The 11,941-nt window shown below is 73.1% G+C and carries 9 protein-coding genes; all 9 read left to right on the top strand.

The annotated features are described in order from the left end of the window. Window positions 1-64: 64 nt before the first annotated feature. Genes ACWEPL_RS18205 through ACWEPL_RS18165 form a run of 9 tightly spaced genes read left to right on the top strand, consistent with a single transcriptional unit; the run spans window position 65 to window position 11,935 of the window. Complete coding sequence (locus ACWEPL_RS18205; RefSeq protein ID WP_452436868.1) at window positions 65-2,827, top strand: aminotransferase class III-fold pyridoxal phosphate-dependent enzyme; 2,763 nt, start codon at window positions 65-67, stop codon at window positions 2,825-2,827. Window positions 2,828-2,879: 52 nt separating this feature from the next. Next, on the top strand, window positions 2,880-4,526 hold the full coding sequence (locus ACWEPL_RS18200; RefSeq protein ID WP_452436867.1) for an ABC transporter substrate-binding protein: 1,647 nt from the start codon (window positions 2,880-2,882) through the stop codon (window positions 4,524-4,526). Between the two features lie 4 nt (window positions 4,527-4,530). Further along, window positions 4,531-5,475 carry an ABC transporter permease gene (locus ACWEPL_RS18195; RefSeq protein ID WP_350735050.1) on the top strand — a complete coding sequence of 315 codons (945 nt, stop codon included), beginning with the start codon at window positions 4,531-4,533 and terminating at the stop codon, window positions 5,473-5,475. Beyond that, complete coding sequence (locus ACWEPL_RS18190) at window positions 5,472-6,335, top strand: ABC transporter permease (RefSeq protein WP_452436866.1); 864 nt, start codon at window positions 5,472-5,474, stop codon at window positions 6,333-6,335. The genes ACWEPL_RS18195 and ACWEPL_RS18190 overlap by 4 nt, the downstream gene beginning before the upstream one ends. Further along, window positions 6,332-7,309: an ABC transporter ATP-binding protein gene (locus ACWEPL_RS18185; RefSeq protein WP_452436865.1), complete on the top strand. Its 978-nt coding sequence runs from the start codon at window positions 6,332-6,334 to the stop codon at window positions 7,307-7,309. The genes ACWEPL_RS18190 and ACWEPL_RS18185 overlap by 4 nt, the downstream gene beginning before the upstream one ends. Next, window positions 7,302-8,111 carry an ABC transporter ATP-binding protein gene (locus tag ACWEPL_RS18180; RefSeq protein WP_452436864.1) on the top strand — a complete coding sequence of 270 codons (810 nt, stop codon included), beginning with the start codon at window positions 7,302-7,304 and terminating at the stop codon, window positions 8,109-8,111. Before ACWEPL_RS18185 ends, ACWEPL_RS18180 begins: the two co-directional genes overlap by 8 nt. Further along, window positions 8,108-9,541 (top strand): amidase, encoded by a 1,434-nt coding sequence (locus ACWEPL_RS18175; RefSeq protein WP_452436863.1) that lies wholly within the window; start codon window positions 8,108-8,110, stop codon window positions 9,539-9,541. Before ACWEPL_RS18180 ends, ACWEPL_RS18175 begins: the two co-directional genes overlap by 4 nt. Window positions 9,542-9,557: 16 nt before the next feature. After that, complete coding sequence (locus ACWEPL_RS18170; protein WP_452436862.1) at window positions 9,558-10,430, top strand: amidohydrolase family protein; 873 nt, start codon at window positions 9,558-9,560, stop codon at window positions 10,428-10,430. Then, window positions 10,427-11,935, top strand: coding sequence for a class I adenylate-forming enzyme family protein (locus ACWEPL_RS18165; RefSeq protein WP_452436861.1), 1,509 nt, complete (start codon window positions 10,427-10,429; stop codon window positions 11,933-11,935). Before ACWEPL_RS18170 ends, ACWEPL_RS18165 begins: the two co-directional genes overlap by 4 nt. Window positions 11,936-11,941 lie beyond the last annotated feature (6 nt).

Genomic DNA, 11,941 nt, shown 5'->3' with positions numbered 1-11,941 from the left:
CCGGGGTCTTGACATCGCGTGTTTTTTGAGCGATCGTTCGATCACATTCGGGAGGAGAGACGCCGTGACAGAGCTGGACCGCGCCGCCGAGATCGCCCACCGGCATTACGGGCTGGAGGGCCGCGTACGGCCGCTCCCCGGGGAGAGCGACCGCAACTTCCGGCTGAGCACGGCCGGCGGGCGGTACGTCGTCAAGCTGCACGCGCCCGGCACCGACCCCACCGAGCTGGACCTGCAGGACGCGGCGCTGCTGCACCTGGCCGGACGGGCGGATCCGCCGCCCGCGCCACGGGTGGTGCCGGCCGTGGACGGGCGGTGCTCCGTCACCGTCTCCTGGCCGGGCGGCCCGCGCATCGCCAGGGTCCTCACCTGGATGGACGGCCGCCCCTGGGCGGAGGTCGAGCCGACCGGGGAGCTGCTGCGCGACCTCGGCCGCCGGGTCGCCGGCGTCGACCTGGCCCTGCGGGACTTCACCCATCCCGCGATGCGCCGCGAGCTGCTGTGGAACCTGACCAGCGCACCGCAGGTGGCGGAGCTGGCGCCCCTCGTCGCCGACGACCTGCGGCCGCTGGTGCGCGAGGCGTTCGACCGCTACGGCGAGCACGTCGCCCCACGGTTGGCCGCGCTCCCCCACCAGGTCGTCCACAACGACGCGAACGAGCTCAACATCCTGGTGGACGACAGCGGCGTCGCGGGGCTCATCGACTTCGGCGACGTGGTGTGGAGCCCGCGCGTGTGCGGGGCGGCCGTGGCCGGGGCCTACGCGATGCAGGGGCACGACGACCCCCTGCGGGCGGTGCTGCCGCTGGTGAGCGGCTACGACGAGGTGACGCCGCTGCTCCCGGCCGAGCTGGAGGTGCTGTTCGACCTGATGCGGACGCGGCTGGCGATGAGCGTCTGCCTGTCGGCGTACCAGCATCGCAAGGATCCCGGCAACGACTACCTGCTCGTCAGCCAGGGCGGGGTGGCGCGGGCGCTGCGGCGGCTGGCGGGGACGAGCCCCGACCTGGCGCACTTCCTGCTGCGCGACGCGGTCGGGTTCGAGGCCAACCCGCTGGCGCGGGCCGTGCGCCAGCACTTCGAGTCGGGCGCCGCCCGCCCCGTGCCCGTGCTGGAGCCCGGCTCCGACGCCGCGCCGACCCGCCACGGCGAGGAGTCGGGCAAGGGCGTTCGCCTGGGCTGCGACCTGCACGCCGGCGAGGCGGCCACCGTGCGCTGCCCGCTGCCCGCCGTCGTCCGCGCCTCGGGGCGGGACTCGTACGTGCTGCTGGAGCATCGGACGGACGGCGGTGTGCCGTTCTGGACGCTCTACCGGCACGTGGACGCGGCCTCGATCAATCCGGGCGACGAGCTGGCGCCCGGCGATCGGCTGGGGACGGTCACCGGCTCGCACCTGAACCTCCGGCTGCTGACCCATCTCGCCGGGGTAGACGTCGGCCTCGCTTCCCACGCCGAGGCCGACCTGTGGACCAGCGTGAGTATCGACCCCAACCTGCTGCTCGGCCGGCCGGACGGCGGCGCGGCCCGGCCGCGGAAGGACGCGCCCGCCCTGCGCGCCCGCCGCCGCGCCACCTTCAGCGGCGCGCTGGGCCTGGCCTACCGCGAGCCCCTGCACATCGTCCGCGGCGAGGGCGCCTACCTGTACGACGCCTCCGGCCGTCCCTACCTGGACCTGGTCAACAACGTCTGCCACGTGGGCCACGCCCACCCCCGGGTGGTCGGAGCGGCGCACCGGCAGGCGGCCCGGCTCAACACCAACACCAGGTACCTGCACGAGTCCGTCGTCGAGTACGCCCGCCGGCTGGGCGAGCTGCTGCCCGACCCGCTGCGGGTCTGCTTCTTCGTCAACTCCGGCTCCGAGGCCAACGACCTGGCGCTCAGGCTGGCCATGGCCCACACGGGCGCCGAGGACGTGCTGGTCCTCGACCATGCCTATCACGGCCATCTGACCTCGCAGATCGCGCTGAGCCCGTACAAGTTCGACCGGCGGGGAGGGCGCGGCAGACCGCGCACGACGCACGTCTGCGAGCTCCCCGACCCCTACCGGGGCCGGCTCAGGGCCGGGCGGGACGACGACCTCGGCAGGCGGTACGCCGCCTCAGTCGCGGAGCGGATCGCCGCCCTGGCGGCCCGGGGACGAAGACCCGCGGCGTACTTCGCCGAGTCGCTGCAGAGCTGCGGCGGCCAGATCGTCTACCCGGACGGCTACCTGCGCGAGGCCTTCGAGCACGTGCGGCGCGCGGGCGGGGTCTGCGTCGCCGACGAGGTGCAGGTGGGCCTGGGCCGGGTGGGACGGCACTTCTGGGGCTTCGAGCTCCAGGGCGTCGTGCCGGACATCGTCACGCTGGGCAAGCCGCTGGGCAATGGCCATCCGCTGGCCGCCGTGGTGACGACCCCGGAGATCGCGCGCTCCTTCGAGACCGGGATGGAGTACTTCAACACCTTCGGCGGCAACCCGGTCTCCGCCGAGGCCGGGCTGGCCGTGCTCGACGTCATCCGCGACGAGCGCCTCCAGGCCCGCGCGCGCGACCGCGGCGACCGGCTGCTGCGCGGCCTGCGCCGCCTCCGGGAGCGCCATCCCCTGATCGGGGACGTGCGCGGGGAGGGGCTGTTCATCGGCGTAGAGCTGAGCCTGGACGGCCGCGCGCCCGCCACCGCGCCCGCCGCGGCCGTCAAGGAGGCGGTGAAGGCGCGCGGTGTCCTCATCTCCACGGACGGACCGGACGACAACGTGCTCAAGATCAAGCCCCCGCTCGTGCTGGCGGAGGCCGACTGTGACCTGTTCCTGGACGCCCTCGACGAGACCTTGACGTCGGCATTTATTTGAGCGATCGTTCGACTACTTATCTTCACCTGAGGGGCCATCGCAGATGCAAGGCGTGCGAAAAAGGACCATCGCCACCACAGCGGCCGCACTGACGCTGATCACCTCCGGCTGCTACCGGGATACCGGAGGAGCCGCGGGCACGGCGGCGCCGAGCGGCCCGCCGCAGCGGGAGCTCGTCACGACCACCCCGCCGGGATCCGGGAAGGTGGACCGGATCACCTGGGCGCTCTACCGCGGCACCACCTCCATCGACCCGATCACCGCGGGGGACTACCCCGAGATCACCGTGACGAGCCTCATGTGCGAGTCGCTGTTCCGGCAGGCCCCGGACGGATCGGTGGGACCGGGCCTGGCGACGGCGCTGGACTTCCCCGACCCGAAGACGGCCGTGCTGACGCTGCGCGAGGGCGTCAGGTTCTGGGACGGATCCCCGATGACCGCGGACGACGTCGCCTTCAGCATCGAGCGCAACCGCGACCCGAAGGGCGGCGGCTACTGGGTGCCCACGCTGAACCGGGTGGCCTCCGTCGAGGCCACCGGCCCGCTGCGGGTCACCCTGAAGCTCAAGCGGCCGGACTACTGGCTGCGCGACGTCCTGTCGTACATGCCGGGCATGGTGATCTCCAAGCGCTACGCCGAGGCGAAGGGCAAGGACTACGGCACCGTCAAAGGCGGCGCGATGTGCACCGGTTCCTTCAAGCTCGGCCAGTGGCGCACCGGCGACGTCCTCTCGGTGGTCCGCAACGACGCCTACTGGAACCGCGCGGCGGCGCCGCCGGCGCGGCAGATCGACTTCAAGGGCATCCCCGACGAGGCCACGCTGACCGCGGCGCTGCTCACCGGGGAGGTGGACGGCGCCTACCTCGAACTGCCGCTGTCCACCATGGACCAGGTCCGCGCCAGTGACGCCGTGAAGGTCTACCGCGGCCCGTCGTACCTCATCGACGCCCTGATCGTCGCCGACATGGGCAGAGGCCCGCTCTCCGACGCGCGGGTGCGTCGCGCGCTGTCGCTGGCCGTCGACCGCGAGGCCTATATCCAGACTCTCTACAAAGGGAGCGCTCAGCCTGCCCGCGCGCTCGGCACCCCCGGGACGTGGGGATACGAGCGGGAGGCCTTCCAGGCGGCGTGGAACGCCTTGCCTGCGCCCGAAGTCGACCTGGAGGCCGCGCGCAAGCTCGTCCAGGAGGCCGGAGCGACGGGCAAGACCGTGACGTTCGGCATGAGCAACGAGCTCAACAAGCTCGTCACCGAGGCCAACCTCTTCAAGACGGCGGCCGAGAAGATCGGGCTGAAGGCCCAGCTGAAGGCTGTCTCCGCCGACGCCTACAGCGGCTTCTTCCTGGACCCCAAGGCCCGAGCCGAGGTGGACGGATTTTTCACCACCAACTACCCCAACTGGGCCGACCCAGGAGCCCTCTACGCGACCCTCTCCATCCCCGGCGGCCCGCAGGACTACGGCCGCTATCGCAATCCAGAGGTGGCCGACCTGCTCGAACGCGCCCGCGGTGCCGAGGACGCGCGGCAGCGGGCCGAGTACACCATCCAGGCGCAGAAGGCCGTGACCCAGGACCTGCCCTGGATCCCGATCGTAGCCCCGGACACGGTCCTGGTGCTCAACGCCAGGCTCACCGGGGCCACGGTCTCCTCGCAGCACCTGTTCGCCCCCTGGGCGGACCGGCTCGGAGCGGTGGGCTGACCGCATGGCCGCCTACCTCCTCCGACGGGCGATCATGCTGGTGGCGACGCTGCTGGTGTCCAGTTTCGTAGTCTTCGCCGGGCTCTCGGTCGCCCCGGGCAATCCCCTGGCGACGCTCGCCGGCGGCCGGTCGCTGCCGCCCGAGAGCGTTCGGGTCCTGGTGGAGCGCTACCACCTGGACGAGCCGTTCCTCGTCCAGTACGCGAGCTGGCTCGGCAATGCGGTCCGCGGCGACCTGGGTGTGTCCATCGTCCTGCGGCAGGACGTGTCCGACCTCATCGCCGCGCGCGCCGGGACGACCGTCGCCCTGATCCTCTACGCCGCCGTGATCGTGCTGATCGCCGGCGTCGCGTTCGGGCTGCTGGCGGCCCTGCGGCCGGGGATCGTGGACTCGCTGGTGGTGGTCTCGACGGCGGTGGCGGTCGCGGTCCCGCCCTTCGTCGCCGCGATCGTCCTCATCGGGGTCTTCGCGGTCGGCCTGCGCTGGCTGCCCGCGCTCGGCGACGGCTCGGGCCTGTGGGACGGCCTCCGCCACCTCACGCTGCCCGCCCTCGCCCTCGCGGGCTCCGCCACCGCCGCCGTCACCCGCGTCACCCGGACCTCGGTCCGTGAGCAACTGGAGCGCGAACACGTGCAGACCGCGATCAGCCGCGGCATCCCCCACGCGACCGTCGTACGCCGGCACGCCCTGCGCAACGCCGCCATCCCGATCAGCACCCTGGCGGGTATGACCGTGGCGTCCATGATCGCCCTGGCGGCCGTCGTCGAGCGGGCCTTCGGCCTCAACGGGCTGGGGGCGTACCTGGTGAGCGCCGCGCTGTCGAAGGACTTCGCCGTCGTGCAGGGCATCTCGCTCGTGCTCGTCACGTCCTTCGTGCTGGTCAACACTCTGGTCGACGTCGGGGCGTCGGTTCTCGACCCGCGGATCAAGCTGGGGAGGCGGCCATGACCGCGCTCACCGCGACGTACCGGACGCCGCGGACAGGCCCGCTGGGCGCGGTGGCCGCGACCCTGATCGTCGCGGCGGTCGTCCTCGCGGCGATCGGCCCGGCGCTCTCCCCGGTCGACCCGAACTCCAGCGACTTCGCCCAGGCCTACGGCGCTCCCGGGCCTGGCCACCCGCTCGGGTACGACGGCCAGGGCCGCGACCTGCTCGCCCGCCTGCTGACGGGCGCGCGGACCTCGCTGCTCGGGCCGCTCTGGGTCGTCGCGCTGAGCGTGACGGCGGGCACGGCCGTCGCGATCGCCGCGGCCTGGCTCGGCGGGTGGCTGGACTCCGTGGTATCGGCCGTGCTGGAGGTGGTGTTCGCCTTCCCCGGAGTGCTGCTCGCGATGCTCGTCGCCGCGGTCTTCGGCCCCGGGCTGACCTCGGCGGTCCTCGCGCTGGCCGTGGCGTACGTCCCGTACATCGCCCGGCTGGTACGCGGCGCCGCCCTCGTCGAGCGCCGCAAACCGTACATCCAGGCTCTGGAGGTCCAGGGGCTGGGGGCCGTGGCGATCTGCCTGCGGCATCTCGTGCCCAACCTGATGCCGCTCATCGCCGCCCAGGCGACGCTCTTCTTCGGCTACGCCATGGTGGACCTCGCCATCGTGTCCTTCTTCGGGCTCGGCGTACAGCCGCCCGGCGCCGACTGGGGCGTCATGGTGGCGGGCGGGCAGTCCGGCGTGCTGCAGGGCTATCCCGCCGAGTCGCTGCTGGCGGGCGGCTGCATCGTGCTGCTGGTCGTGGCCTTCAACGTGCTCGGCGAACGGCTGTCCGGCGGCCGCCCTCGCCCGTGGCGGCTCTTCCGGCGGGGAGGCACGGCATGAGCGACGTTCTCGACATCGACCACCTGACCGTGACGCTGCCGGGCGGGAACCGCCCCAAACCGGTGCTCAACGGCGTGTCACTCTCCATCGCCGAGGGCGAGGCGGTCGGTCTGGTGGGCGAGTCCGGATCGGGCAAGTCGATGACGGTCCGCGCGATCGTCCGGCTGCTCCCGCCCGGAGCACGCGTGGAGGGCGGCATCCGGGTCCGGGGCGTGGACGCCGGGGCGTTGCGCGGGGCGGCGCTGCGCGAGTTGCGCGCGAGCGTGCCCGTGATCTTCCAGGATCCGCGTGCCCACATCAACCCGGTGCGCACGGTGGGCGATTTCCTCACCGAGGCGCTCCGCGTCCACCGGCGGTCGAGCCGGCGGGCGGCCGAGGAACGCGCCGTCCGCGTGCTCGACGAGGTGGGTGTGGCGGACGCGCGGCGGCGGCTGCGCCAGTACCCCCACGAGCTGTCGGGCGGGCTGCTGCAACGCGCCATGATCGCGGCCGCGCTGCTCGCCGAGCCCCGGCTGCTGCTGGCCGACGAGCCCACCACCGCGCTCGACGTCACCACGCAGGCCGAGGTGATGGCGGTCCTCGACGAGCTGCGCCGCGAGCGGGGGCTGGCCATGCTGTTCATCACCCACGACCTGGAGCTGGCGGCGGCCGTCTGCGACCGCACCGCGGTCATGTACGCGGGCAGGATCATGGAGGTCCAGGCATCGGCGTCGCTGCACGAGCAGCCGCTGCACCCGTACACGGCCGCGCTCGCCGCCGCCCGCCCCTCCCTGGAACGGCGGGCCGAGCGGCTGGCCACCGTTCCCGGGCGCCCGCTGTCGGCGTTCGAGGCGCCGGACGGCTGCGCGTTCGGCCCGCGCTGCGCGCACGTGCGGGAGAGCTGCCGCGAACGGCGCCCCGAGCTGCGCACCGTGGTGGACGGCCAGGTGGCCTGTGTCCGCGCCGAAGAGCTGCGGGCGGTGTCGCATGACTGAGGCGATCCTGGAGGTGAACCGGCTCCGCAAGACCTTCGGCGCGGCCGTCGCCGTGGCGGACGTCAGCTTCTCCCTGCGCCCGGCGGGCGCGCTGGCCGTCGTCGGGGAGTCGGGATCGGGCAAGACCACCGTGGCCCGCATGATCGTCGGTCTCGAACGGCCGACGTCGGGCCGCATCACCGCCTGCGGGCACGACCGCTCCCAGCCGGCCCGATCGGCACGGGAGCGGCGCAGGCGCGGCGGCGAGGTCCAGATCGTCTTCCAGGATCCCTACTCCAGCCTCGACCCCCGGCAGAGCCCGGCCGCCGCCGTGGCGGAGATCCTGCGCCTGCACACCTCCCTCGACACGGCCGGGCGGCACCGCAGGGTGAGCGAGCTCGCCGGCCTGGTGGGCCTCGACGAGCGCCAGATGAGCGCCCTGCCGGCCGGGCTGTCCGGCGGGCAGCGCCAGCGGGTCGCCATCGCCAGGGCACTGGCCGCCGAGCCGCGCGTCCTCATCCTCGACGAGTCCGTCGCCGCGCTCGACGTGTCCATCCAGGCCCAGGTACTGAACGTGCTGGCCGACGTACGCGCGCGCACGGGGGTCGCGTACCTGTTCATCAGCCACGACCTCGCCGTGGTCCGCCAGGTCGCCGACGAGGTCGTGGTCATGCGGCACGGCTCGATCGTCGAACGCGGGCCCGCCGGACAAGTGCTCGACGAGCCCCGGCACCCCTACACCCGCCTGCTGCGCGCGAGCGTCCCAGGCCCCGGCTGGCGCCCCGCCCGCCGGGCGATCCCCAAGGAACAGGAGGAACGATGACGGATCCCGTCGGCACCGGCCCCGAGGGCTGGCCGACCGCCACCGAGCTGGCCGAGCACGTCGCGACCGGCAAGGCGAGCTCCCGGGAGATCGTGGAGGGCTACCTCGCGCGCATCGACGCGATCGATCCCGCGCTGAACGCCTTCTGCCACGTCGCCCCGGACGAGGCCCGCCGGGCCGCCGCCGCCGCCGACGACCTGGCGCGGCGGGGCGGGCCGCTGCCGCCCTTCCTTGGCGTCCCGATCGCGATCAAGGATCTGCACCCCGTACGCGGCTGGCCGCTGTGCAGCGCCTCCAACGGCGTCGGCCACAACGTCATGGAGCACGACGCCCCGGCGGTGCGGGCCCTGCGCGAGGCGGGTTTCGTCTTCGTCGGCGCGACGACCTCGCCGGAGTTCGGCACCGTCTCGGTCACCGAGTCGGCCCGCCACGGCGCCACCCGCAACCCCTGGGACCTGGAGCGCAGCCCGGGGGGATCCAGCGGCGGCTCGGCGGCGGCCGTGGCGGCGGGCCTGCTGCCCGTCGGGCACGCCTCCGACGGGGCCGGATCCATCCGGGAGCCGGCCAGCTACTGCGGGCTGGTGGGCATGAAGCCGAGCCGCGGTCTGGTGCCGTCCGACGCCCACTACATGGAGGGCTTCGCGACGGAGGGCGTGCTCACCCGCACCGTGCTCGACACCGCCGCGATCCTGGACGTGCTCGCCGCCGCGCCCCGGCCCACCTGGTACGCCCCTCCGCGCCCCGGCGTGCCGTTCCGGCAGCGGGCGGAGCGCGACCCCGGCCGGCTGCGCATCGGGCTCAACCTCCAGCCGGCCTTCCCCGCGCAGGTGCACCCCACGGCCGCCGCCGTGGCCCGCCGCGCCGCCGACCTGCTCGCCGACCTCGGGCACGAGGTGGTCGAACAGGACGTCCCCGGCCTCGACCCCGACTGGTTCACCCCCCGGTTCGACATCCTGTACGCCACCGGCTCGGCCGACTGCGCGGTGATCGACGAGTCCGCCGTCGAACCGCTCAACCGGACGCTCCGTCAGGCCGCCCGCGACACCGACTCGCTGACGTACGTGACCACCATCCTGGAGTTCCAGCTACGCTCGGCCGAGATGTACCAGGCCTGGGACGCCGTTGACGTCCTGCTCACCCCTACCAACCCCGTCCTCGCTCCCCGTGTGGGCTCGCTCTGGGAAGGGCAGGAGGCGGACCCGTGGGCTCCGCTGCGGCGCGCGGAGGAGACCGCCTCCCTCACCGTGCTGGCCAACATGCTCGGCCTGCCGGCGATCTCCGTCCCGCTCGTGGAGCGGGCCGGTGACCTGCCGCTCGGCGTCCAGCTCATCGGCGGCAGATGGCAGGACGGTACGGTCCTCGCCCTGGCGGGACAGCTCGAACGCGCCCACCCCTGGCGGCACCGCCGACCGGCCGCTCTTCCCCTGTGACCTGGAGGAACATTCCATGAATTCGACGATCATCGACTTCCGCGTACGGGTGCCCAGCGTCGCCCGTCCCCCGATCTCCGCGGGAGGCGACGTCTACACGCAGTACGAAGCGGTGCTCGACATCGGCGACGGCTGGCACAAGGACATGGACGAGCTGCTGGCCGAGATGGACGAGTCCGGCATCGGGCACGCCGTGCTGCACGCCGAGTACGAGCACGGCGACTACGCCGACGCGCTCAACGAGGAGGTCGCCGAGCAGGTCCGGCTGCGGCCCGAGCGGTTCTCCGGCTTCGGGACGGTGACGCTGGAGCCCTTCTCCGTCATGCGCGCGGTGCGCCAGGTCGAGCGGGTGGCCGCGCTGGGGCTGAAGGGGATCAACGTGCAGCCGTCGTTCTTCGGCCGCACGATCGACGACCGCCTGCTCTACCCGATCTACGCCAAGGCCACCGAGCTGGGCCTGGCCGTCGCCATCCACACGGGCGTCAACTACTCGCGGCGCCACCCCATCGAGGCCGAACGCCCCGTCCGCCTGGACCAGGTGGCCTGCGACTTCCCCGAGGCCACGCTCATCGCCTGCCACGCGGCCTGGCCGTGGGTGCCGGAGATCGTCGCGGTCGCGCGGCGGCACCCCAACGTGCTCATCGACTTCGGCGGCCTGGCACCCAAGTATCTGGGCGTGCCGGGGTCGGGCTGGGAGATGATGTTGCGTTTCATGGACCGGCTGCTGCGCCACCAGGTGCTGTTCGCCACGGACTGGCCGGTCTTCCCGCACGGGCGGGCGCTGGAGGAGTGGCACGGTCTCGGCCTGCGGGCGGAGACGCTGGACGCGCTGCTGCACGGCAACGCCGCCCGGTTGTTGTCGGCTCGCGAGCAGGCGGTGCTGGTATGAGCCTCCCCCGGCTGCCGCGGATCACCGACTATGTAGAGCATTGGGCCGCCCACCGTCCCACCGGGGAGGCCCTCGTCGGTGAGAACGGGCGCTGGACGTACGAGCGGCTGCGGGACGACGTCGACCGCTGCGCGGCGGCGCTGCTGGCCGCCGGCGTCAGGCGTGGCGACCGGGTCGCGGTGCTCGGCCATCCGCAGCCGGAGTGCTTCGTGCTCTTCCTGGCGACGGCGAGCATCGGCGCCGTCTGGGTCGGGCTGAACCCGAAGTACACCACCGCCGAGCTGGCGCACGTGGTCGCCGACAGCGAGCCGGCGCTGCTGTTCGGCATGCTCGGCCCGGACGACCCCACACAGCGCGCGCTGTCCCCGGGCCGGGCACGCGTGGTGATCCACCAGTCGCCCTCCTACAAGGAGTTCGTGGAGGCGGCACGGCCCGACGATCGCCTCCTGGCCGCCCGGCGGGAGGTGGAATCGCTGGACCCGGCGGCGATGATCTACACCTCGGGCAGCACGGGCAAGCCGAAGGGCGCGCTCGTCCCGCACCGGGGGCTGGCGTACTGCGGGGTCGTGCAGGCGGGCCACTGGTACGGCGACGCGCCCCGCAAGCTCTGCGACCTGCCGCTCAACCACATCGGCGGGCTCGGCGACATCAGCACCTCGGTCCTGGTCGCGGGCGGCACGGTGGTCTACATGCCCCGCTTCGACCCGGCGGGAGCCCTGCGCACGGTGGAGCGGGAGCGCCTGACCCACCTCTACTGCATCCCCACGCAGCTGCTGGCGATGGTCTCCACGCCGGAATGGCGGGAATGCGACCTCGGCTCCCTGGAGTACATCCTCTGGGGCGGGGCCGCCGCGCCGCGGAGCCTGCTGGAGACGCTGTCGCGGACAGGGGCCCGGCTCGCCACCAGCTACAGCCTCACCGAGTCGACCGGCTCGGTGACCTACACCGATCCCGGCGACTCCCTCGACGTGCTGTCCTGGAGCGTGGGCCGGGTGGACCCGCACTACGAGGTGACGCTGCGCGCCCCGGACGGCGCTTCGGGAAAGGCGGGCGAGCTGCTCATCCGGGGCGATTTCATCACCCGCGGCTACTTCCGTGACCCGGCGGCGACCCGCGCCGCCATCGACGCCGACGGCTGGCTGCACACCGGTGACCTGGCGGTGGAGGAGCCCGGCGGGCGCATCCGTCTCGTCGGGCGGCTCAAGGAGATGTTCAAGTCCGGCGGCTACAACGTCTACCCCCGGGAGATCGAGGCCGCGCTGGAGGAGCATCCGGCGGTGGCGCTCGCGGCCGTGGTCGGCGTGCCCGACGAGCACTGGGGCGAGGTGGGCCACGCGTTCGTGGTGCCGAGCGCGCCGGTGACCGAGGCGGAGCTACGCGAGCACACCCGGTCCCGGCTGGCCAACTACAAGGTGCCGAAGGTGTTCCGGCTGGAGGGCGAGCTGCCCAAGCTGGCCGTCGGCAAGGTCGACAAGGTGAAACTGCGCCTGCTGGCGACGTCCTGACATGGA

The sequence above is a fragment of the Nonomuraea sp. NPDC004186 genome (assembly GCF_053603495.1).
The sequence above is the reverse complement of the archived record's forward strand: the minus strand, read 5'-3'. Positions and strand labels throughout refer to the sequence as shown.

What these genes read in the sequence shown, in the direction of transcription:
- ACWEPL_RS18175 (WP_452436863.1), top strand. Translation starts at nt 8,108, where the DNA reads ATGACGGATCCCGTCGGCACCGGCCCCGAGGGCTGGCCGACCGCCACC.
- ACWEPL_RS18185 (WP_452436865.1), top strand. Translation starts at nt 6,332, where the DNA reads ATGAGCGACGTTCTCGACATCGACCACCTGACCGTGACGCTGCCGGGC.
- ACWEPL_RS18165 (WP_452436861.1), top strand. Translation starts at nt 10,427, where the DNA reads ATGAGCCTCCCCCGGCTGCCGCGGATCACCGACTATGTAGAGCATTGG.
- ACWEPL_RS18180 (WP_452436864.1), top strand. Translation starts at nt 7,302, where the DNA reads ATGACTGAGGCGATCCTGGAGGTGAACCGGCTCCGCAAGACCTTCGGC.
- ACWEPL_RS18170 (WP_452436862.1), top strand. Translation starts at nt 9,558, where the DNA reads ATGAATTCGACGATCATCGACTTCCGCGTACGGGTGCCCAGCGTCGCC.
- ACWEPL_RS18190 (WP_452436866.1), top strand. Translation starts at nt 5,472, where the DNA reads ATGACCGCGCTCACCGCGACGTACCGGACGCCGCGGACAGGCCCGCTG.
- ACWEPL_RS18195 (WP_350735050.1), top strand. Translation starts at nt 4,531, where the DNA reads ATGGCCGCCTACCTCCTCCGACGGGCGATCATGCTGGTGGCGACGCTG.